This window comes from Lysinibacillus sp. FSL K6-0075, from assembly GCF_038592945.1.
Taxonomy (GTDB): domain Bacteria; phylum Bacillota; class Bacilli; order Bacillales_A; family Planococcaceae; genus Lysinibacillus; species Lysinibacillus fusiformis_F.
Genome location: NZ_CP151947.1, coordinates 3,969,801 through 3,993,462, shown reverse-complemented (window position 1 = coordinate 3,993,462; position 23,662 = coordinate 3,969,801). Strand labels below are relative to the sequence as shown.

At 36.2% G+C, this 23,662-nt stretch carries 22 protein-coding genes; 17 read left to right on the top strand and 5 right to left on the bottom strand.

Annotated elements, in window-relative coordinates:
• Positions 1 to 16: 16 nt before the first annotated feature.
• Positions 17 to 346 (top strand): hypothetical protein, encoded by a 330-nt coding sequence (locus MHB65_RS19895; RefSeq protein ID WP_342441469.1) that lies wholly within the window; start codon positions 17 to 19, stop codon positions 344 to 346.
• A gap of 259 nt (positions 347 to 605) precedes the next feature.
• On the opposite strand, the gene MHB65_RS19890 is transcribed toward MHB65_RS19895, so the two are convergent.
• Positions 606 to 767 (bottom strand): hypothetical protein, encoded by a 162-nt coding sequence (locus tag MHB65_RS19890; RefSeq protein WP_342441468.1) that lies wholly within the window; start codon positions 765 to 767, stop codon positions 606 to 608.
• Between the two features lie 103 nt (positions 768 to 870).
• Positions 871 to 1,287, bottom strand: coding sequence for a hypothetical protein (locus tag MHB65_RS19885; RefSeq protein WP_342441467.1), 417 nt, complete (start codon positions 1,285 to 1,287; stop codon positions 871 to 873).
• Positions 1,288 to 1,539: 252 nt separating this feature from the next.
• On the opposite strand from MHB65_RS19885, the gene MHB65_RS19880 reads away from it, so the two are divergent.
• The 11 genes from MHB65_RS19880 (at position 1,540) to MHB65_RS19830 (ending at position 14,434) form a co-directional block, all read left to right on the top strand.
• Complete coding sequence (locus MHB65_RS19880) at positions 1,540 to 2,685, top strand: hypothetical protein (protein WP_342441466.1); 1,146 nt, start codon at positions 1,540 to 1,542, stop codon at positions 2,683 to 2,685.
• A 100-nt stretch (positions 2,686 to 2,785) separates the two neighbouring features.
• Positions 2,786 to 4,630 (top strand): recombinase family protein, encoded by a 1,845-nt coding sequence (locus MHB65_RS19875; protein ID WP_342441465.1) that lies wholly within the window; start codon positions 2,786 to 2,788, stop codon positions 4,628 to 4,630.
• Between the two features lie 177 nt (positions 4,631 to 4,807).
• The gene (locus MHB65_RS19870; RefSeq protein WP_036122926.1) at positions 4,808 to 4,954 is read left to right on the top strand and encodes a hypothetical protein; all 147 of its coding nucleotides are present in this window, start codon (positions 4,808 to 4,810) and stop codon (positions 4,952 to 4,954) included.
• A gap of 191 nt (positions 4,955 to 5,145) precedes the next feature.
• Positions 5,146 to 5,274: a hypothetical protein gene (locus MHB65_RS19865; protein ID WP_342441464.1), complete on the top strand. Its 129-nt coding sequence runs from the start codon at positions 5,146 to 5,148 to the stop codon at positions 5,272 to 5,274.
• Between the two features lie 255 nt (positions 5,275 to 5,529).
• Positions 5,530 to 6,816: an S-layer homology domain-containing protein gene (locus MHB65_RS19860; RefSeq protein ID WP_342441463.1), complete on the top strand. Its 1,287-nt coding sequence runs from the start codon at positions 5,530 to 5,532 to the stop codon at positions 6,814 to 6,816.
• 648 nt (positions 6,817 to 7,464) lie between these two features.
• A complete protein-coding gene (locus MHB65_RS19855; protein WP_342441462.1) occupies positions 7,465 to 8,013 on the top strand; it encodes an XRE family transcriptional regulator in 549 nt (182 codons plus the stop codon).
• Positions 8,014 to 8,150: 137 nt separating this feature from the next.
• Complete coding sequence (locus tag MHB65_RS19850; RefSeq protein ID WP_342441461.1) at positions 8,151 to 9,407, top strand: hydroxymethylglutaryl-CoA reductase, degradative; 1,257 nt, start codon at positions 8,151 to 8,153, stop codon at positions 9,405 to 9,407.
• A gap of 3 nt (positions 9,408 to 9,410) precedes the next feature.
• On the top strand, positions 9,411 to 9,851 hold the full coding sequence (locus MHB65_RS19845) for a hypothetical protein (RefSeq protein WP_205445362.1): 441 nt from the start codon (positions 9,411 to 9,413) through the stop codon (positions 9,849 to 9,851).
• Positions 9,848 to 11,203 (top strand): tripartite tricarboxylate transporter permease, encoded by a 1,356-nt coding sequence (locus MHB65_RS19840; protein ID WP_205445360.1) that lies wholly within the window; start codon positions 9,848 to 9,850, stop codon positions 11,201 to 11,203. The genes MHB65_RS19845 and MHB65_RS19840 overlap by 4 nt, the downstream gene beginning before the upstream one ends.
• A gap of 19 nt (positions 11,204 to 11,222) precedes the next feature.
• Positions 11,223 to 12,122 carry a hydroxymethylglutaryl-CoA lyase gene (locus tag MHB65_RS19835; protein ID WP_205445359.1) on the top strand — a complete coding sequence of 300 codons (900 nt, stop codon included), beginning with the start codon at positions 11,223 to 11,225 and terminating at the stop codon, positions 12,120 to 12,122.
• Positions 12,123 to 12,478: 356 nt separating this feature from the next.
• Positions 12,479 to 14,434 carry an AraC family transcriptional regulator gene (locus tag MHB65_RS19830; protein ID WP_342441460.1) on the top strand — a complete coding sequence of 652 codons (1,956 nt, stop codon included), beginning with the start codon at positions 12,479 to 12,481 and terminating at the stop codon, positions 14,432 to 14,434.
• 222 nt (positions 14,435 to 14,656) lie between these two features.
• On the opposite strand, the gene MHB65_RS19825 is transcribed toward MHB65_RS19830, so the two are convergent.
• On the bottom strand, positions 14,657 to 15,388 hold the full coding sequence (locus MHB65_RS19825; RefSeq protein ID WP_342441459.1) for a helix-turn-helix transcriptional regulator: 732 nt from the start codon (positions 15,386 to 15,388) through the stop codon (positions 14,657 to 14,659).
• 130 nt (positions 15,389 to 15,518) lie between these two features.
• Between MHB65_RS19825 and MHB65_RS19820 the strand changes: the two genes are divergently transcribed.
• Positions 15,519 to 16,979, top strand: a complete 1,461-nt coding sequence (locus tag MHB65_RS19820; RefSeq protein WP_342441458.1) for an amidase — start codon at positions 15,519 to 15,521, stop codon at positions 16,977 to 16,979.
• A 135-nt stretch (positions 16,980 to 17,114) separates the two neighbouring features.
• On the top strand, positions 17,115 to 18,371 hold the full coding sequence (locus tag MHB65_RS19815) for an MFS transporter (RefSeq protein ID WP_342441457.1): 1,257 nt from the start codon (positions 17,115 to 17,117) through the stop codon (positions 18,369 to 18,371).
• A 71-nt stretch (positions 18,372 to 18,442) separates the two neighbouring features.
• Here the strand turns inward: MHB65_RS19815 and MHB65_RS19810 are convergent, their stop codons facing one another.
• Positions 18,443 to 18,883, bottom strand: coding sequence for a cell wall hydrolase (locus tag MHB65_RS19810; protein ID WP_205445351.1), 441 nt, complete (start codon positions 18,881 to 18,883; stop codon positions 18,443 to 18,445).
• Positions 18,884 to 19,017: 134 nt separating this feature from the next.
• A complete protein-coding gene (locus MHB65_RS19805; RefSeq protein WP_036078698.1) occupies positions 19,018 to 19,572 on the bottom strand; it encodes an ECF transporter S component in 555 nt (184 codons plus the stop codon).
• A 178-nt stretch (positions 19,573 to 19,750) separates the two neighbouring features.
• On the opposite strand from MHB65_RS19805, the gene MHB65_RS19800 reads away from it, so the two are divergent.
• From MHB65_RS19800 to MHB65_RS19790, 3 genes are all read left to right on the top strand, one after another.
• Entirely contained in the window at positions 19,751 to 20,599 is an 849-nt protein-coding gene (locus tag MHB65_RS19800) for a pyridoxamine kinase (RefSeq protein ID WP_342443771.1), read from the top strand.
• 277 nt (positions 20,600 to 20,876) lie between these two features.
• The gene (locus tag MHB65_RS19795) at positions 20,877 to 22,373 is read left to right on the top strand and encodes an AAA family ATPase (RefSeq protein WP_342441456.1); all 1,497 of its coding nucleotides are present in this window, start codon (positions 20,877 to 20,879) and stop codon (positions 22,371 to 22,373) included.
• Positions 22,357 to 23,643 carry an McrC family protein gene (locus MHB65_RS19790; protein ID WP_342441455.1) on the top strand — a complete coding sequence of 429 codons (1,287 nt, stop codon included), beginning with the start codon at positions 22,357 to 22,359 and terminating at the stop codon, positions 23,641 to 23,643. The genes MHB65_RS19795 and MHB65_RS19790 overlap by 17 nt, the downstream gene beginning before the upstream one ends.
• Positions 23,644 to 23,662 lie beyond the last annotated feature (19 nt).

Sequence of the window (23,662 nt, the reverse complement as noted above, 5' to 3'; positions counted from 1 at the left end):
AAAGGAGGTAATTGTTATGCAAGATTTACTGATAATCTTTATTGTTTTCCTCTTATTCCTAATCTCTTTCGTTCTTACTTATAAGTTCAGTAAGAGCAAGGAGTTGAAGGAAATAGCATTTAAAGCAGTTGTAGATACCGCTTCTGATACATTGCAAGAGTTGCTGAAAGTAGTTAAAGCAAGGATTAATGAAAAGACTTCTAAGCAGGAAAAGGTTGATATTGATAAGGTTTTGTCCGAAATTAGTGTTGAATATCAACAACGACTAGTTAAAGCAGGGCTAAATAAAGAACTTGTTGAACAGTTGCTTTTAGATTTAATTAATAAATCTATTAATAAAAAATAGTTCTTAATACCCATTTTCTTTACCAGAAATAAATCATTTTATTCGCCCAGAAATAAATCCCTAATAAGGAGTTATATATAGAAGAAAATAATAAAAAATAGAATAAAATAGGAAAGAGGAGATTAAATTCTTCTTTTAATTATTAAGGCCATAAAATAAAATAATACAGGCAATTTCGGACGACTTTAGACATTTTTAAAAATGAATATAAAAAAGACTATAAAATAGTAAATTCTCTAATTATAGTCTTTTTTTGATATTAAGATAATTTAAAATCCCTTGATTTTTGCACACTTTCGAAGGCTTTACCTAACGGTTCTACATTATAACCATTTTGATTACATACTGTTTCAATGTCTTTTAATGCTCCTTCAATTTTATTTAAAAGAACCTTTACTCTATTTTCTGCTTCATTTGTCATTTTACATTCCTCCTACACTTATCTTCTTACTTACAATTATATAGGAGAACATATTTGGCGCCAATAAATAAAAGACCTCCTATTTATAGGAAGTCTTTTATTTTTACCATATAGACATTGCATGACTATATGCGCTAAAGAATATTTGGCTCAATTCTTTAATTGTTTGTTTATGTGCTAACTTATAGTCCTTTTCTTTATGTTCTATTTTTTGAAGTGTGCATACTACGTTTTCAAAATCAATTCTCAGATCTGCAATTGTTTGTAAAAAGTCATTAGGCAGTCCTTCCTCTTCTGCAATTTCGTTCAATTCCTCAATTGCTTCTGTTATTGTTGTTAGGCTTTGCAGGAATACATTGTAAACACCTGCAGGAATAACATTTTTAGAGTATCTTAGTGCGAACTCCACTCTGTCTTTTGCTGATTCTACTTCTACTTTCTTTTGTTCCATTGGTAATTCTACTTCTATTCCGTTTTCAGTAGTTCCATACTTCTGCCCTGAGTGCTTTCTTGTTAACATTTGTCAACAACTCCTTTTCGTCTTTAGTTTGTTTTGTTTTACATGTATACATTTCTATATAACTTTCTACTTCCTCTTTTTTTATTTATTATTTTTTTTATTTATTTCAAACTTATTTTTCAAGAAGTTCTCGTATTTTAACTACCAATGGTTGATAAAAATGATTACAAAGACCTAATAATAAATAAAGGAAATGACTTTCGGTTGATTAACTGTAGATATACAGGTCATATCACGAAAGGGGTTGATTATATGACATTTGTTCAAGAAAGAAGTAAGAAGAATAAGTTTGAAAAAGAGGTGTTTGATTTAATATACCAAGTAGTAAATGATTGTGATTTAGATATACAAGTTACTACTGGTGCAGTTTCTGATTCTGAAGAGATTACAGAGACCGCGCATTGGGAAGCAAAGACTAAATCAGATCTAGTTTTAAGGGTTAATTTTAAAGTAATGGGTAATAAGGAAAAAATAGAAATTCCTATATCCCTAAAGTACGCTGGGAACTACGAAACAAAGATTCCGAAAAGAGTAAAGATGGCTATAACGAATCAAAAGGTGATCAATGGTGATCCTAATGATTTTCTAATTATAGACACTCACCAGTTGAAGTTGGCTATAAATCAGGGTAGTACAGGCTTCACACTATTTAAAGATTATTTCGATAACAAAGTATATATATATAGCAATACAAGCCTAATGGCAAGTATAGCAAGCGAATGCTTTATTGATTCAGAAGGTGGAATTCTTAATTTCAAGAAGTTTAAAATGGGTGATATTTTTCATGAACTAATACATTCATCAGAAGGTGAGTTTAAACGAAAAAATGTAATAAAAAAGGTATCTACCGCTTCTGCAAATACTAAACTTTCACTGGAAGCAATCCTTAAAGAAATAGAAAAGAAGGTCGAAAAAGAAAAGAAAAGGATTATTGAATTAAGAACTAATCCTAAATTTAAAGACTACGAAAACCAATTAATGGACTATATAAGTCGAAATAAGGTTGTTGCTTGCAGAACTTTCGAAAACCTATCTTCCACAAATCTTTCGATTTGCACAAATATCTACTTTGAAAGCAACATTCTAGAAATGGAGTTAAAAAATGAGCAAGTTGACGAAATAATAATTAAAGACAATCTACTTACGAAAGAATATTTTGATATGTTTATTAAAGGCTTCGATATTAGAAGTATTATAGGCTATGCTATTAATCAAAAATCAATTGAGTCCTATAATAAGCATATTAACAAAAGACAAAGGCTATATACACAGGAGGACGGACAAATACAGGAAAGAATAGCAGTTGCTAGTCCTTCCTCTAAGAAATGTCCTGATGCTCCTTTTAGAAAGACTATTTGGACTTCGTTCAAATTTGGTTATAAGATATTTTTAAGATAATTATAAGGAAGGATTGACGGTCTTGCTATTAGACTATCAATCCTTTTTTATATCCTTTATAATCTCCTTATAATCCTATTATAAAAGGAGGTTTTTTCCTGTGAATAAAGGTAAACGCGCGGTAGGATATGTTCGTGTAAGCAGTAGCAGACAAGCAGAGGAAGGACATAGTCTTAATCATCAACATCAGAAAATTATACAGTATGCAAACGATCAGGAGTTTGAACTCGAAGACGTTTATGAAGACGCTGGAATCAGTGGGTATTCCGACAATAAATTAATAGAATACGAACAAGGAAACACAGGAATAAATTTAAAAAGAAAAGGTATGATACAACTTTTACATGCTATAAAACACCTAAAAATTGATTATATTTTGGTTACAAAATCTGACCGTTTAGGACGTGATTCAAACGAAAGAGCCTTTCTAAAAAGGTTATGTGTAAAGTATAATGTGGAAATAATTTATATAGATCAGCCCGGTTTCCGTGGGGCATCTGACGACCCAATGGAACAATTGATAGACGCTATATTCCAAGCGTTGGACCAGTTTTACAGTATGAATTTAAGTATGGAAGTAAGGAAGATACACGAAGATTTAGCACGAAAAGGATTATATACTGGTGGTAAAGTTCCTATTGGTTATAAACTTAAAGAAGTAAAAATAACAGAAAAGAAATCTGAAAAATATTATGTAGTTGACGAAGAAACAGCACCTACAATTAGGCTTATTTTCAAAATGTATTTAGACGGTTATGGTTATACAGCGATAGCGAATCACCTAAACGAAATTAAAGCACCGGGCATTGCATTTTGGAAACATGCGAATATCATGACGATTCTGAAAAACGAAAACTACTACACGCGAGTATGGAATAAGTCTCAGTCCTTCCAAAAAGCAGGAACAGTTAAGCCGAAAGAGGAATGGATTTTCGCTAAAGAGGGCGAGCATGAAACTATAATTTCGGAAGAAGATTTTGTTAGAGTTCAGGAAATAATAAAGTCAAAAGCGAAGAACACAAACAGAGGAAATAACATAAACGAAGATAGAGACTATCGTGGAAAGGGTAAATACCTTTTAACGGGCTTTATTAAGTGTGGAAATTGTGGGAAGACTTATACAGCGAACAGAACAACAAGCAAGCGTAGCGGAACTGTTAATTACTATTTCACTTGTCCTTCAAATAGTAGCCTTCCGCGCGGAAGAAAGTGTTCAAACAACCTAAACATGGCAAAACTAGACTTCATGGTGTGGCAAGAATTATGTAAATATCTATCAACAGATTCATTAATTGAAGAAATAGACAAGTATCTGGCAACTAAAAATGAGGAAAACCGTGTCTTAAATCAAAAACTTTATGGATACCAAAAGGAAATAAAAGCATTAAAAAGAGAGCACGATAATATTTTCAAATGGATAGGTAAACTAGATCCAGACGAAGACGAAGAACTTTTTGAAGAGTACAATGAAAAACTAACTAAAAACAGAAAAGCAAGAAAAGAACTTGAGTATTTAATCGAAGATTATGGAGACCCATTGCAAGAAGACATGAAGTTTCCTAGAAATATTAAGCAAATTAAAGGCGAATGGCTATTTGAAGAAATTTATTACAACCACTTAAAATTCGAGGTTATGGTTTCAATTTTTGAGCAATTAATAGACCATATTAAGGCAACGAAAATAAATGATAAAGAAACACAGATTGATATATACTTTAAATTCAATCATCCTTCTGTTCACAAACTGGTGGATTTTAGAGCAGCATTAAATAAGAAGAAACTAATAACTAAGACAAGAACAAAAGAGGAAAAAGAGGCGGTTACAAGTAAAATCGTTAGGTTTATTGAAGACATGTATTTGGGTATTGCTAACAGAGTGCCGTCTCCATACATAAAAATGAGCAATATTGTAGCGGTAAATAAGAATAAAGGTATCATCATCTGAAATGAGTGCGGATACAGATATGTTAAATACATTTGGCAATGAATGATTTACTAAGCCTTTACTGAAATTAAGGTTAAGCAGTACACCAATATAGGAAAAAGGTTTACATAAGCAAATAAGGTATACTATATTTGTTGAATAGATTTCTTTAAAGGCAGGAAAAGTAGGTGAACCGAAGTGGGGAAATATCAATTGGATACTAAAGGTAAGGTGGCTGTGGCAAAGTATCATGAAAAACACAAGCCAGCCAAATTTGATAAAAAGCAGCAACTTGAGAAAATACGTGCGGAGTATTTGAAAAAGAAGCAAGAACAAACAGATTAATAATTGAATGAAAACATAGGAAGACTAAAATCTCCCTATGTTTTTCTTTGATATTAACGGTAGAATTTTTCAAATTGTAGATTCGGTGACAGAAAACCTGTCATCAAATATCCATTCCTCTTTAATTGATTTTGACATTTCTTGTCTCGCCCTAGCATTTTTTATTTGTTGTCATAGGGAAGACACTCTCATTGGAAGAACAAATAAAAGATTTAATACATGGGAAAGTGATGACATTAGAAGGGAATCATTATTTATATCCTACTAAAGCAAAAGAAATCATTAAAAGCTTTAGAGAATTTATGAATGAAGTAAAATGAATTAATCCACCTCAATTGCAAAGGTGAGAACGAGTCAACTAGATTGAACAACCTCAACCAGCAGTAAAATATAGCATGAATTTACTTAGTGTAGACTTGGTGTGTTCAAACTATAGACAAATTCAGTGAATTTTTTACAAAATCCCCCCCTTTTTTACTAAGCTCCTATTATGATACAAAATCCTCTTATGTAGAAAATATAATTATTGTAATTTAGTATAAATATGATTATTTTTGAAAACAGAGGAGCGTTATATGAGGAAAAAGTTACTATTACTAATGGTTGTTTTAACTATTGCGATTAATAATCTTTACTTTGCATCGAATGTTTATGCAGCTGAAATGATTTTTAAAGATGTGGATCAAAAGCATTGGGCAGCAAAGGAAATCCAATACTTATCTCAACAAAATATTATTCAGGGAAATCCAGATGGGAGTTTTGCACCTAATGATAAATTAACGCGATTACAAATTGCGTTAATGGTTACGAGAGCGAAGGGATACAGTGTAATCGATCGACCTGACCCACAGTTGGTTGATGTAAAAAATGAAGATGCTCATTTCGATATCATTTCTGCGGTCATGGCTGAAGGGGTTTTTGATGATGTTATAAAGGGGCAAGAATTTAAACCGAACGTATTTGTGACAAGGGCAGAAATGTCATCAATTCTAACAAGAGCTTTTGAATTAAGTGGTCTTTCTTCACTTCAATTTAAGGATGTTACAACGAACGATTGGGCGTATTCGTCTATTCAGGCATTAGTGAAAAATGAAATTGTTTTTGGTTTTGCGGATGGGACGTTTCAACCAGAACGCTTTTTAACAAGAGCAGAATTTGCCGTGATGATGGCGAGGGTATTAGATGAAACGTATCGTGTAGCACCAGAGCCGCCAAAAGCACAAGCTCCTGCAGAAGAACCCAAGCTAAATAAAATGTACATAACGGTTCCAATTGTTAAGCAAAATCCAGAATTGCCAAATGGCTGTGAAATAACCTCTTTAACAGCTGTTTTAAACTATTATGGATTTTCAACAAACAAAATGGAAATGGCAAATAATTATTTACCGAAGGAATCATTTACCTATCAGAATAATAAAAGATACGGTCCGAATCCTTATAAAGCCTATGCAGGTGACCCTCGTTTAGGGACAGGCTTCTTTTCTTATGCACCTCCCATTGTTGCTTCTGCAGAAAAATTTTTCGTCGGAAGAACGACTAAATACACAGCAACTGATGTAAGTGGCAAGGAAAAAGAGTTTTTCTATGAGAAAATTAATCATAATGTTCCAGTAGTCATTTGGGTGACCTTGGATTTAAGTACGCCAAAAGTATCGTCTTCTTGGTATTTCAGTGATACAAAGGAATATTTTAAAGCACCGATTAATCTCCATGCTGTTGTGCTAGTTGGCTATAATGAGCTCAATAATACCGTTCATGTGATGAATCCGCTAAAAGGAAGAGTCTCACATAATGCCGATAAGTTTTTCCAAAGCTATAAAGAACTTGGAAGTCACGCGATGATTGTTGAGAGAAATAAATAAAGTAAAATAAGATTATAATGAGGCTTACGAAATGAATGGATGGTAAGGTTGTATAGTTAAAGGAATTATTATGATGCTAATAGTAATTGGTAATATAACTATTGTAAAGAAGGATTGAAAAGAGAATATTCACATATTGCTAACGGTGAATAAAATGTAATGGTTAATTTATCTATCAATCCAAAGGTAAGATGGACAATAAAAGTTGAAGATTTATTACCAAAATAGCTATGTTCACTTCTTTTTGCACTCGCACTACTGCAAAACTTAGCTACTTCACTAGACTATACCATGCTCAATCAGCTTGATAGCGCATTAGAATGAGCGAAAAAATAAGGTGTTTACGTTTTATCTCCAAGAACTACAATATAAGCTGATTACTGCTTACCAAAAGTATTCATTATGGAGCATGATGCAACAATGACGAAAATTATGATTGGGAGTATACAGACTAAGAAGATGTGAATGTCATCACTATAATGGTATAAGGGTGTGCTAAAAGTAGCGAAACTTTCAGCACACCCTTTTGTATTTAGTTGAACAGACCAAAATGAAAAGGGGGTTATAGTCTCCGTATTTTTCTATCCATCATTTAAAAATATAGTATAGTTATTGTAAAAAACGAAATGATTGAGGGGACTGGAATAGATGAACTTACTAGAAGTTGGAGTAAAAATAAAGCAGATGCGGAAGAAAAATAAAATGTCTCAGGATGATCTAGCTTCGCAGATTAATTTAACGAAAAGTCATATTTCAAAAATAGAAAATGGCAAAGCGACACCGAGTCTGGTGACATTGTCCAAGATTGCAGAAATATTTGATGTGCCAATGGCTTGGTTTGTTATCCAGGATCAATTTGATGGCATTTCGATTGTCTCGAAAAAAGAGCGCAATGAGACTGTTGAAACGAATGAACTTGGCTATCAATATGAGCTGTTAGCGAATAAGAGTTATATGAGCAATATCAATCCTTCTATTGTTACTGTACATAATGGAGCGGAAAATTTAGCCACTTATACACATGATAATGATGAATTTATTTATGTCATTTCGGGTAGTATCGTCTTGAAATACGATCATAAATTTTACAATTTAGAAGAGGGGGATTCTGCGTATTTTTCTGGGAAAAAGGAGCATATCTTTATTAACAATTCTGCGGAAAACTCAAAGGTATTAACGATTTATGTTGAGGATTAAATCTTTCCTTTAAACGTAAATATTATCGAAAATACAAATTTCTTGTTTACAATACTATTCAGACAATTTACAATTGGTGTAATGTTATTCAACTAAGTTGAATTATATTACACTTTTTTATTTTTGGGGGTATAGGGATGACTTCACGAATTAAAGGATTTTATTTACTTTCAGTAGAAGAGCGAATTAAGTTAATCGCTGAAAAATCAAATTTAACCAACGAGGAAGTTGAAGCTTTAAAAAGTGGAATTTCATTAGAGCTTGCAGATGCAATGGTTGAAAATGTTATTGGACATATTTCAGTGCCTCTAGGGGTAGCGGCCAACTTTAAGGTGAATGGCAAAGAGGTATTTATTCCGATGGCTACGGAAGAGCCGTCAGTAATCGCTGCGGCTAGTAATGCGGCACGTGCAGCATATGAGTTAGGGGGTATTTTTACTTCCAGCTCGGGAACAGTTATGCGTGGACAGATTCAGGTATTAAATGTTGAGGACCCTCATGCAGCGAGGGCGAAAATTTTTGAACATAAAAATGAGATCATCGAGCATTGTAATGAAAAAGATCCAACGTTAGTCAAGTTAGGCGGTGGAGTGAAGGATATAGAAGTACACTTAATCGACACAGCAAAAGAAACAATGGTTGTCGTCCATTTAATCGTAGATACGAAGGATGCAATGGGGGCAAACGCTGTCAATACAATGGCGGAATCTGTGTCACCATTAATCGAACGGATTACAAATGGACGAGTTGTGCTACGAATTATTTCAAATTTAGCAGATAAGCGTATTGTCCGTGCGCGTGGTGAATTCTCAACAGAAATGCTTGGCGGTATAGAAATTGCCAAAAATATTGTAAGTGCTTACGAATTTGCGGATGCTGACCCGTATCGGGCTGCTACACATAATAAAGGGGTTATGAATGGTATCACAGCCGCAGTATTGGCATCGGGTAACGATACACGTGCTGTTGAGGCTGGTGCTCATGCCTATGCTGCTCGTTCTGGTAGATATCGTTCTTTAACAACGTGGGAGCTAAATAAAGCAGGCAATCTTGTTGGTACGTTGGAATTGCCATTAGCTGTTGGTATTGTGGGAGGGGCTACGAAGACTCATCCAGTTGCAAAAGCAGCGCTAAAAATTATGGATGTGCAATCTGCAGAGGAGCTAGCCAGCTACATTGTCGCAGTTGGATTAGTAGAAAATCTAGCAAGCTTACGCGCACTTTCAGCAGAGGGTATTCAATCTGGTCATATGCGTCTGCATGCGAAAAACTTGGCTGTAATGGCTGGGGCAACAGGCGATATTATTGATCGTGTTGTGCAGCAGGCGGTAGAAGAGAAAGATTTCCGTTATGATCGTGTTTTAGAGATTACAAACTCTCTGCGAGGTGAATAAAACATGGCGAATACTCCATACAATGAGCAAAAAAATGTAGAGGAAAAAAAGTTTATTGAAATTTTAGGTGACACAGTTTCTGGTAATCAGTTAATTCTTTCAATTATTTTAAGCGTTGCCGCAAGCTTTTTAGGCTATCAGTTTGGCCAGTGGGTTTTTCCGAAGTTTGCAGACCCTCAAATGATTAACTCGTATTCATTGTTAACAGGCATTGCAGGTATTCTGATTGTTGTTGCTATCAATACGATTCTTTTTAAACCAAAACGTATTTTAGTAGAAGATGAAGCATCCAGTCATTCTTTAAAGGAAGCATTTGAAGATTTACAAATTGATATAGACGAGGAAATACGCTTAATCGAGGAAGATCCGGTGACAAAAAAAGAGCTCGAGGATTTTGGTATTCTTTCTAGCTTACAAGGCTTGAAAGGAGCGGATAAAAAATGAGTATTTATTTAATAGCTCTTTTATTTGCCCTTCTAGGCGCAGCTATCTTTACTGTTATTGGGCTTATTTCAGGTACAGATGAAACAGCGATTATGGTACCAATTACGCTGTTAGTTATTTTGCTGGGAGCGCCTCCTGAAGGGGTATTCGCCTTTTTCATGGCGGGCGTGTTAGCTAAGCACTTAACACATGCTGTACCAACTGCGTTATTAGGTATTCCTGGGGACACAACAGCTGTACCTTTAATTGACCATGCCAATACATTACGCCGTTTAGGGATGCCGCACGTGGCACTACGTAAAATGATTTCAGGCGGCGTTATCGGTGCATTTATCGCCCTACCAACCGCAGTACTTTTAGGTCAGTTTTTAGGTCAATTTGCCGACTTTTTTAAATCTTCATCAGGCATCATTTTTACACTTGCCGCTATTTTAATCGCGTTCTTTTCAAAAGGAAAATGGGCAAGTATTTTAATCATTATCCCATTTGCGTTTTTCATTAAAGCTTTAGATAGCGTTAGCTTTGCGATGCTGGATAAACATTTAAGCATTACATTCTTTTTAGGAATTGCCATTGGACCAATGTTTTGTAATATTTTAATGGCGGCATCTTCGGTTGCTAAAAATGATCTAGCACGTAGTAAGCCAAATCAATATAATCTTGCTCCTGAAACGAAATCATGGAAAGGCTATTTTCCAAATCCATTTAAAATTTTATCGAAAAGGCAGACCATTTTTACGAGTATTACAACGTTTCTTTCCTCCCTCACATTTGTCTTCAGTCCTGTCGGGATGACGTCATTGATGGGGGAAATTGTAGGCTCTCGCACAAAAGGTGCCTATAAAAAATCAACAACGAGTCTTACTGTAATGAATGGTGTAACGGAATCGACTTATATTGCTGAAGCGATTATTCCATTAATTGCATTCGGTATTCCGTTAAGTCCAGTTGCACTTGGACCGGCATCACCTTTATTTAATGCACCACCGATTTTTACAGTAGATCCAGTAAACAACTTACACACGCTAATGTCTTCATGGGATTTTTTCATTTTTGGGTTAATCGGTATTAGTGTAGCTGCTTTAATTGCTTATCCATTTGCGATGAATTATGCACGTAAAGCGTCTGTATTAGTATTGAAATATATTAGCCAGGAAGCAATCGTAGCGATGTTCATCGGTTTAGCATTCTTGCTTGCCTATAACGAGGCGCAATTGCTAGGAGTAGTGTTAACATTTACAGTCGCAACTGTTGGTGGTTTATTAAATCGAATTTTAGGTGTAGGAGCCGGTGTGCAATTCATGGTATTCTACGCATCAAGTTGGATTATGCTACAACTGTTCGGCATTTAATTAAAGGAAGTGTATCTTGATGAACTTACCAAAAGCAGTGGAAATAAGAGAAGTAGGTCCGCGTGACGGCTTACAAAATGAGAAAATTTTTATTCCAACTGATTTGAAGGTGCAATGGATTAACTTAATAAGTGAAACAGGTGTCCGCCATATCGAGGTATCCTCTTTTGTTAGTCCAAAGTGGATACCGGCTTTAGCCGATCATCATGAAGTATTCGAGCAAATCACACGTCATGAAAAAATAACGTATGCAGCTCTTGTGCCCAATTTGAAAGGGATAGAAGGGGCCATCCAACAAAAGGTTGATGAAATTGCTTTATTTATTTCTGCTTCTGAGGAGCATAATCAAAGTAATGTAAACGCTTCAATCAGCCAATCTTTGCAAAACTTAAAAGCTGTAGCTGAAGTAGCAAATCGTGAAGGTATATCGTTAAGAGGCTATATTTCAACTGTATTTGGCAGTCCGTTTGGTGACGAAGTAAAGCTTCAAACAGTGAAGGAAATCATTGATGCCTATCTAGAAATGGGCGTTTCTGAAATTTCACTTGGTGATACAATTGGTGTAGCAGACCCTGTACAAGTAAAGGCTATTTTATCAGAGCTGCTCACTCGATACGACCATGATTTGTTTGCCCTTCATTTTCATGATACGTATGGCCGTGCTTTAGCGAATATTTTTGCAGCACTTGAACTCGGGATTACAAAATACGACAGTGCTATTGGTGGTTTGGGGGGGTGCCCCTATGCCCCTGGTGCAAGCGGCAATGTGTCAACGAATGATTTAGTAAATTTCCTACATCGTTTAGGCGTGCAAACGAATATTGATGAAGAAAAATTGTTTACCGCAACACAATTTTTACAGCAGGCAATAAATAGACAGCTTGATAGTAAAGTGTATAAAGTGCAAAGTAATAAGTAAAAGAATGGGATCTATACCCCTATAGTTAGAGTCAAAATCAGAACTGCATCACCAATTGTTAGACACACTCTACCAATTGATGATGCAGTTTTTTCTATGGGAAAATTTCCTGCTGAGAAAAAATAGAGACTGTTTTAAGCTATTTGAAACCATAAATAAATTACACACAACGGTGTAACAAGCTACGTCCTTAATTGGAATTCTTCATCTAGTCAGAAATGATTTGACTGTCCTTGACATATCTTGAAACAAAAATCAAAATGAGAATGATTATCACAAATAATTTCAATTGTAATATGCATGGGAAGGAGCAATCTAATGGATAGGGTAGATAGTAGTCGTTACGTGGTTTTATTATGAATATAGGTGAACAAATTCAATTGTGGAATCAAGTTGACATTCGTGTACTCGACATTCGGATAAAACGAATAGGGCGCGGCGATGTGATTTGTGATTATGTAACACCAGCAAGCATGTTTATGTTTGTGGCAAATGGCCATGCTGAACTGTGGACAAACGATGAAGTATGGCTATCCGAACGATTTCATTTAATACATATCGGCAAGGGGCAGCGGATAACGGTTCAATCCACTGACTTTCTTGACACCTACATGATTTTATACAATGCTTCTTTACCCGCTTCAGCATTGCGGGAGTTTCATATGATGATGCAAACAGACAATCCATTTATGCAAAGCTGGGCAGTGTCACCATCCGAACCGCTCGTTATACTGGAGATGCTAGAAACAATGCTTACCGACTGGCAACAAATAGACAATGGGCAGATAGACAAAGAGAAAAACATGAAGGATGTCCATGAATTGAGAAAACTGAAGGCCAAGGGGGAATTCATCCGTTTCGTACATGCAACGTTACAGGAGCGGCTGGAGCATGCTCACGCCCCATCTCTAACAGAACAAGTTGTCCGCTATATCGCAAAAAATTATCGTGGTATGATTTCTATGGAGCAGTTGGCCCAGCAAATGAATTACACTCCACAGTACGTTTCGAGGAAATTCAAAGAGCAGATGGGATGCAGTCCACTTGATTATACGATTCGATTACGCATAGACTTGGCGCGAAAATTGCTGTGTGATACCGAAGCGACGCTACAGGAAGTAGCTGCTTATGTTGGTTATCCAGACACGGTCTATTTTAACCGTATGTTTAAGAAACAAACAGGCATAACTCCAGGAGAATACCGCAAGCAATATCAGTATATAGGTTCGAAAGATACAATGAATAGGTCAAATCTGTCCATTGTTGCACCACATCCAGCAATGTATCATTTAAATGGTAATGATATTCATTATCAATTAATGTTGGATGGAGGAAATGATATGGCAATTAGAAAGAAGAATCTATTAGCGATGGCACTATTGTGTCTGACTATGGTCGCATCAGGATGTGGAACATCATCAGAAGGGGCTAACGGAAATAGTGGTGCAACAAAATCGAATCAAGTAAAGTCAGAGGCACCTGCCAACATCCAAATGCGAACAATTAAGACGGCACTCGGAGATGTAGAAGTGCCTATACAACCACAACGTATAGCAGCACCTGCCTATTTAGGAACCGTGTTGGCACTTGACGTCCAACCAGTTGCATCTGATTTTTTATTGATGGAAAGCCCGTATTTAGAAGGGATGCTTGATGGTGTAACGGATGTAGGCGATTCGCTAGAAGCACTGGTTGAATTGAAACCAGATTTAATCATCACAAATATTAATAAAGAGGAAACAGTGGATAAATATTCACTCATCGCACCAACAGTGGCTATGCCTTATAATAGCTTTGAAACGATTCAGGAGGAAATGCGTTATTTCGGTGATTTATTAGACAAAAAGGATGTAGCTGAACAATGGATTACCGATTTTGAGAGTCGCACAGGTAAATTACGTGATGAAGTTCAAGCTGCACTTGGTGAGGGAGAGACAGTTTCCATCATGCAGGAGTATGATGGAAAGGTATTCTTATTCGGATCAAAGTCTGGACGCGGCGGTCGAATTATGTATGAAATATTAGGTGCGAATCCACCCTCAACGGTTCCAGAACATATGCTAGCTGAATCATTTTACGAGTTTTCGCTAGAAATGCTTCCTGAATATACTGGAGATTATTTGGTTTTAACAACAAAATCAACGTTGGAGGAACTACAGGCTGATCCGATTTGGGGTAACTTGCCTGCAATTCGAGATGGAAAAGTATACTTGTGGACGGAAAGTGAGTCATGGTTTAGAGACCCAATTGCAGTAGAAGGACAAATAGACAATTTAGCTAAATGGATTATTGAAACTGCCAAAACAAAATAAAAGTGTAGCTAATGAACATCTATGATAAATAAATATCAAACATGATAGAAAAGAGACATTTCGATCTTGGAAATGTCTCTTTTATAATGTCAATTTAGAAAATATTGTAGATACCCCTATAGTTCAAATGACAAATCATATTTATAAGGCTCCAGTTTGTAGAAGAGTTCAATGTCACAATATATGGGTATCGAACAAGAAATTATTCTTTGGAGGAACCTACTAAACATGATCAATATACTTCAAACACTTTGCTAGTAGCTGGGTGCGATTGGTTACTTGAAACTTTCTATATAGGTTTTGAAGATGTTTTTTAATCGTATTTTCACTGATGAATAATTGCTGGGCGATTTCTCCATTTTTCAAGCCTTTGAAAACAAAGTTTAAAACTTCTCTTTCTCGTTCCGTCATTTTAAATAGGATGGAGGGCTGTGAATAGTGATGAAGGGAATACATGTTTTCGATATTTCTTTTCAAATACACTAATTTTAAAATATCTTTTTCATTAAATAACTTTTCTCCTGTTTTCCTTAAAAAGCCAATAACCGCTACGAGCTTATTGTCTACCCTCAAATACATCGCCATTTCATCTTCATAGCGATTTTCTTTTAAAAAAACTTCTTTATAGTGGGTTTGTTTTTGCACACACATAACTTCATTCCTATTCATTAGTTGAATGGAATGCTGTGTACCTATATTTTGAGGGTGTAATGGATCAAATTTTTGATATATTTGTAAATAATCATTAATCGTATGACCCTCTATATTTAAAAGCACAGGAGCATTTAATTCATTATTCGATATTTCCCAAAATAACATATGGTGATAGCCGAGATGCTGACTTAATGTATGCAATAGTTCATGTTTAAAACTCTCATTACTTTGTTTCACATTCATATTCGAAATATGATAGCTCGCTTTAAGAATGTTTTCTAAATCATTTTCCAAAAACATGAAAACACCTCGTTTCTCTATTATGCATTTATATTCTACTTAAAACAGAATTATCCTTTCGGGTAATATCTTAATTTTAGAATATTCAGTACATTGTAATTGCAAGATTACTACTATACGAGGTGATGATATGAATTTACAAGAGTATGCATCATATGACGGTATTGGGTTGGCAGAGTTAGTAAAATCAAAGGAAGTAACACCACAGGAGTTAAAGGAGCTAGCGTTAGAAGGAATAAAAAAAGTAAATCCATCCATTAATGCGGTCGTTAGTGTGTTAGAAGAGCAGGCTGACAAAGCAATTGAGAAGGTTGATGAAAATGCTCCGTTTGCAGGTGTTCCATTTTTAATTAAAGAGCTTGTGTTACATGCAGAGGGAGTACCGCATAGTATGGGGAGTCGTATAGGGGATAATACGATTATTCCGGTCGATAGTGAATTAATGGCGCGTTTTAGAAAGGCTGGCTTGATTTTAGCAGGTACTACGACAACACCTGAGTTTGGCTATAATGCAGCTACTGAAGCGGTTATTTATGGTGCAACGCGCAATCCATGGAATTTAAATCATAGTCCAGGTGGTTCGAGTGGTGGATCAGCAGCAGCTGTTGCGAGTGGTATTGTGCCAATCGCTCATGCCAATGATGGCGGTGGTTCTATTCGTATTCCCGCTTCCTGTAGTGGGCTAGTTGGATTGAAACCTACACGAGGAAGAGTTCCAGCTGGTCCATTCAATAGCGAGCCTTTAAATGGTATTGCCATTGAGTTCGCTGTGACTCGTACAATTCGTGATACAGCGGTGCTACTGGATCAAGTAGCAGGTCCTGATTTAGGGAGCTATTCCAAATTAGAAGTAACGCATGCACCGTACGGACAACTTATCCAAGAAAAAGTGCGCCCTCTAAAAATTGCTTGGACAACTGAAGCAAATTCTGGGGCATTTGTCGATCCGGAATGTATAGAAGCAGTTCATAAAACAGCCCAAGTTTTAAAAGACCTAGGACACGAAGTAGTAGAAGCGCGTCCGAAATATGAACAAGCATCATTTACAAAGGCGACGGTTGATATTTGGACAGCGAATATTTATCAAATGATTAAGGGTGCCGCAGCAGGGACTGGTAAAGCAGTTTCTCCAGACAATATTGAAGCAGCTATTTGGAAATGCTATGAATATGGTGGACAGTTAAAGGCGGCTGATTTATTGGAAGCTATTCATACAAATGCAGTCGTTTCACGTCAAGTTGCAGGCTTCTTTGAAGACTATGACATTTTATTGAGTCCAACAATTGGCACGCTTCCTGCTAAAATTGGTGAATTAAATGCGAACAATCCTAACATTTCAGCTGTTGAATGGACGGAGCAAATTTTCACGTATGCACCGTTTACAAATTTATTTAATGCTACAGGTCAGCCATCCTTATCATTGCCTTTAGCAGAAAGTAAATCAGGCTTACCAATTGGTCTACAAATGACAGGTAAATTTGCAGATGAATTAACGTTATTACAGCTAGGTAGACAATTAGAAGAAGCAATGCCTTGGAAAGACCGTAAGCCAGTAATACATGTCAGTGAACAGCCTCAACCAGCAGTATAATATAGCATGAACGCACTTAGTATAGACTAGGTGCGTTTTCTTTCTGTCGTAATTTTGAAGCTTCCTCAAAAGCAGGTCTTCATCCTGACCTTAAACTCATATACATAAAATAAAAGCTAATAGGAGTAGTGATTATTGGACAAACAACAACATAAGTACAGATGGATTGTGTTTGTTGCTGTATTGTTTACTTATTTGTTAATGGCAAGTCAGCGAACTGCTCCAGGGTTAATTACAGATCAATTGATGAAGGATTTTGGGGTAACGGCATCGACAATCGGGTTATTGACGAGTATCCAATTTTTTGTGTACACGAGTTTGCAAATTCCGATGGGGATTTTAGCTGATCGATTTGGGCCAAACTTTTTCCTCATCATCGGTGCCACCCTTACAGGAATAGGAACCATTCTTTACAGTCTAGGTACACATGAAGTTGTCCTATTCTTTTCTAGAATGCTTACTGGCGTAGGAGATGCGACCATATGGGTGAATATGGTGCTTATTTTGGCACAATGGTTTCATAAAAAGGAGTTTGTCCGATTAATTGGCTTTGCAGGAATGACTGGAAGCTTAGGCTTCTTATTGGCGACAGTACCTTTTGCTACATTGATCCTTTTATTAGGTTGGCGAATCACCTTTTTTTCAACGGGATTATTATTATGCTTATGTGGTGTACTTCTTTATTTTGTGCTTATAAAAAACACGAAACGTATCTTTTCAAAGGAACCCATAAGCATAACTGAAGAAATACAACGTGAAAAAAGCTCCATATTATTACGAAGAATATTTTCAAGCAGGCAAGCATGGGCTTTATTTTTTTGTCATTTTGGCGTTGTTGGAGGTTATGTTGGTTTTATCAGTTCGTGGGCAGTACCATATGGGATCAATATGTATGAGATGTCACGATCAGAGGCTAGTCAGCTGATTATGATTGGATTAGTCGGGGCGCTTATAGGAGCTCCTTTAATGAGTTGGATTGCCGGCTGGCTAGGAACGATTAAAAAACCATATATTGTTGTTCATATTACAGTTTTATTGAGCTGGTTTTCATTTCTTTTATTGAAAGGACATCCTACATTTTTCATGCTCATCGTCCTATTCTTTCTCATTGGCTTTGGCTATGGCGCAAGTGCTTTAACCTTTGCGGCAGTTCGTCAAACTTTCCCTCTAACTGAATCGGGCATTGTTTCTGGGTTTGCCAATACAGGTGGCTTTCTAAGTGCTGCATTGTTGCCCATTATTTTTGGCTATATTTTAGATTACTTTCAAGCTGCCACAGGTAATGTAAGTGATGGGTACTACTACGGCTTCATTTCGCCTGTTATATTTTCTATAATTGGCTTGATTGGTGTGATAATGTTTAAGGAAAAGCTTTTAAAAGTAATGGATTAAGCCATGCTAAATAATAGGAGAATAAAGGGAATACCTGCAATTGAGGTATTCCCTTTACAACGATGAACTAACTATCCCATATATACACTAGCACAAGTATCTGGAGCGGGTTCATAGAAGCAATGATTTTTAAATTGCCCTGTAAACGGCTGGCCGTACCATGTTGGGGGACATGGGGCATATGGATTGAAGTACCAAAGTGCGTATTTTGCTGGATGATCTCGCCAGAAATCTAAGTTCTGTTTCGCTAATCTTTTTTCCGTTTCTCTCGCTCGTTGGTAAAACATATTGCCTTTTTGAACGGCTTCGAAAGAATAGTTCCCACCTTGAACCTGGTAAATAACCTGCTCAATCGTTCTAACATCGTTGAAGTCTAAACAAGATGCTACTGCACGATTGACAATGACATTGCCCACGTAAAGCATGCCTTGTTTTCCTTCACCCTCAGCTTCTGCTCTCATCATCCTTGCCATTAAAGCAACGTCTGCATCACGGTATTTTACTCTTGGCATTTTTACACCTCCACCCTATAGTATGAAAAAAATCAAGGCTAGTTTCGCTTTATCTTGAAATTCATTGTTTCTGCATAGCACACCATAAAAAACGCCATCTGTACTGTGTAAAACAGCAAGATGGCGTACTTCCATTAAAAATTCTTTTTGAAGTATGGTGTTTTTTTCAGTACAACACATACTGGGATAGCGATAACTAAACCTACGATGTTTTGAATGACGTCTCCTGGAATGGATGCCATCGGGGCAATCCAGCTGTTGAACATAATGGCTTGCCCAACATAGTAAACAGCAATCATCACGGGCATTGATACTACTGCTCCTAAAATATTCAGCCCAAGATTATCACCTTTATGTCCTTTTGACCAAGCAATTTTACCGACAATGAAGCCTTGTAATGCGCGTGAAATAATAGTCGTGGGTGCCCAAATTAACCAGCCACCTACGATATCGAATAAGCCCATTCCAATGGCTCCAGCAAGTGCACCTTTTTTAGGTCCGAATAAAATAGCAGAAATAAACAGCATGGATGTTCCTAAGTGGATAAGTCCACCTTGCCCGATCGGTAGCTTAAGATTGATAAACATTGTAGCAACAAAAACAAGTGCTGCTAATATTGCTGTAATGACTAAATCAAATGTTTTAGTGCGTGATTTTGTATAGGATGTTGGCCGTTGTATATTTTGCATTTGTCTCTTCCTCACTATGATGAATATTTTGATGATTTTTACTTTAGCAAAGGACTGACTGTTGTAAAAGTGTCAATTTTATAAAAAAGTTAAGGGTCAGTTTGAGGTTATTTTCGCATTTATCTAATTGTGATACGATGAGGAGAGTAAAAGCAGGATGAGTTAGGTGGAATGAATGATGAAAAAAGTTGCGGTAATTCAAGATATGTCGTCCTTTGGAAAGTGCTCGTTAACGGCTGCGATGCCTGTGCTGTCTGTGATGGGTGTACAGGCTGTGCCACTACCTACAGCTATTTTAACGGCACAAACGGGGTATTCGAGCTTTTATTGCGAAGATTTAACATCAAAGATGGACTCTTTTATAGATGAGTGGAGCAAGCTTGGAGCTACCTTTGATGGTATTCACACAGGCTTTGTTACAGGTAAGGAGCAAATCGATAATATATTTCGCTTTTTAGACGTGTTTCACTCAAAGAAGACGACATTGCTTGTTGATCCAGTGATGGGTGATCATGGTGAAGTCTATAAAATGTTTACGGGCGAATTGCTTGATCGTATGAGAGCGTTAGTAAAGTGTGCGGACATTATTACGCCAAATGTTACGGAATGTTGCTTACTTACAGGTTTATCCTATGAGAGGCTACAGAGCTATCAAAATGAATTAGATTATATTCATGCCCTTGAAGAGGCAGGTCAGCAGCTACAGCAAGCAACCGGATCAAACGTCATTATTACTGGTCTGAATCCACCAGCAGCAGATGCGGACAAGCGTTATGTTGGGAATATGTTTTTCGATTCTGAGCGGTCTTTTCATAGTATCCGCAACTATAATGGTGAGAGCTATTCAGGTACAGGCGACCTGTTCGCATCCATCATGATGGGCGGCATGATGCGTGGACAAGATTTAATGGAGTCAATGAAACTAGCGGAAACATTTTTAGCCGCTGCGATTGAAGCCACATCGAAAGACCAAGTACCCCGTGAGGCAGGCGTGCATTTTGAAAAGTTTTTACGCATGCTGATGTAAAAGTTAATAAGTCTTTAAGTAAAAGTAAGCGTAATAAAAAATTCGTAAATGTCAGTTTTATAGTGACCTTTACGGATTTTTTTGTTGGAGAAAAATTAAATAATATAGGATGATCTTAGTAGATAAGTTGGTTAATTTTATAAAATAATTAGTAATATTTGTATGAATTTATGGTATTATGATGGGAATAAATTTCTTGATAGAAGATACCTAAGCAATACAAGCTTGCCAATCAGAGTTGCTAGAAATATGAAGTTTAGAGGAGGATTCCCCAGAAATGAGTCAATGTAATATCAATACAATCCTGTACGGTCCACCAGGAACAGGGAAAACGTATAATACGGTGAACTACGCGGTTAGCATTATTGAGAATAAAGAATTTATGGCGATTTGTGCAGAAGCGTATCAAGACGTTTTTGAACGTTATCTTGCGTATAAAAAGCAAGGTCAGATTCGATTCGTTACTTTTCATCAATCATATGGATATGAAGAGTTTATTGAGGGAATCAAGCCTGTTTTAAACGATGAAGCAGAAGAGAGCATTCAATACAAAATTGAATCAGGGGTGTTTAAAGAATTTTGTGAGCAAGCGCAGCAATTAAAATTAACTGCTCATAATCAGGTGATGGAAGGAAATAAAAAAGTTTGGAAGATTTCTCTAGGAGGTAGTGGGAATAATTGGCTGAAAGAAGAATGCTTTAAGGACAATCAAATTCGTATAGGCTGGGATGAGGAAGGTACTGACTTTATTGAGGATGGGGACTATCCTTCAGATACCTTGTACTATTTCTATGAGGGAATGAGTGTTGGAGATATTGTCTTTTCTTTAGGTGATCAAAAGCATATTGATGCAATTGGCATTATCACGGGAGAGCCAGAATGGTTAGAGGCCGAGGAAGATTTTAAAAGGAGTCGAGAAGTAGAATGGATTGCCACGGATATCTATGAAAATATTTATGAGCTAAATGGCAAAACGAACTTAGTGCAGCAAACCATTTATGAGCTTTGGAGACTATCGATTAATGATGTAAATAATTTAATTTTAAAATACTCGCAAAATGATCAAATCGATGTGGAAGAAAACACTAATAATTATGTCTTTATTATCGATGAAATTAATCGAGGCAATATATCGAAGATTTTTGGTGAACTTATTACATTAATTGAGCCGACAAAACGAATTGGGGCGCAAGAAGAAATGCATGTAAAGCTTCCCTATTCTAAAAAGGATTTTGGCGTACCTCAAAATGTCTATTTACTGGGAACTATGAATACAGCCGATCGTTCGATTGCCCTGATGGATACAGCACTTAGAAGACGCTTTGATTTTATTGAAATGCTGCCAAATTTGAATGCAGTAGCTGATATAAAAGTTGGGAATATCCATATTCAACGTCTAATGGAAGTCATGAACGCTCGTATTGAAGCGCTATATGATCGTGAACATACTATTGGCCATGCCTACTTTATGAGTTTAAAAGAAGACAATTCATTAGAAAATCTAGCTACTATTTTTAAGAATGCGATTATTCCACTTCTCCAAGAATATTTTTATGAAGATTATAGTAAGATTCAGTTAGTGTTAGGAGATCATTTAAAACCACAGCAATATCGATTTATTTTGGATGAGAAATTAAGTATAAAAGGATTATTTGGTCGAGACATTGATATAGACCTCCCAGAAACAAAATACCATCTTCAAGCAAGTGCATTCGAGGAACCATCAAGCTATATCAGGATATATGGAAGGGTCGAGAATGAAGAGGTTAATTGAAATGAAGGAATATGATATTCTGACATGCAATAAAGCTTTTAAAGATGAGTATATATACTTAGACAAGGATTCTTTCGAGCAACTTGAAAATATGATTTTGCACTGCAATGAAATGGAAGATGTTGATGCATACGATTTTTTCTCTGTTTCCACAAAGCGCCATGTTGGAAAGGTCATTCGTGCAAAAAATTATGTTGGTATTGTGCAATTGAAGAATGGTACACAAATTCAGATTTTGCCAAAAATATATGGGAAAACAGCCATTGACCCTAAAAAAACATTTTTGAAAATGCTTAAATCGCTACAAGAATTTCCTAGCAAAACCTTTAATGAGACTGGTCTTCGGACAGATCGTATGACATTATTGGAAATTTTCATTCGATTGTACATTCAAGAAGTGCAAAAACTGATTAAAAAGGGGCTTAAATCATCCTATTATGCGATGGAAGATAACTTAAATGTATACAAAGGTAAAATGGTATTTTCACAGCAATTAAAATATAACCTTGTTCATAGAGAACGTTTCTATACACGCTACGACGAGTTTGGGATGAATCGGGCCGAAAATCGCTTAATCAAGGCTACATTACTTAAACTGCTAAAACAATCAACAAGTAATGACAATATAAACGAAATTCGTAAACTGCTCGTACACTTTGAACTCATAGAGCAATCAAAAAACTACAGCAAAGACTTTTCAAAGGTAAAGATTGATCGTAACTCAAAAGATTATGAAACGATTATGCAATGGTCTAACATTTTTTTAAATGATGAAAGCTTTACAACTTTTTCGGGAAATTCATTTGGAAAAGCATTATTATTCCCAATGGAAAAAGTTTTTGAGTCTTATATTGGCTTTCATCTGAAAAAGCTACTAAGTAATTCAGCATGGCATGTGCAATTACAGGATAAAGGCTATCATTTATTTCAAGGAAAATTTGCATTACGACCAGATATAGTGTTAACTAATGGCGCTGGCAAAATTGTTTTAGATACAAAATGGAAAATGCTAAGTAATACGCCACACAATAACTATGGAATTACACAGGCAGATATGTATCAAATGTATGCTTACGCTAAAAAATATCACGCTAAAGAAATTTGGCTCATCTATCCATTGAATACTGAAGTTGAACAAATGAAAGAAATCTACTTCAACACAAATGAAGGTGACCAAAGTACCGAAGTGAAGGTATTCTTCGTCGACTGTCACCATGTAGAGGACAGTTTGGAGAAACTAGTAAAGAAGTTTACTCTAGCGACGCAATAGTAAACATACGAGTAGACAT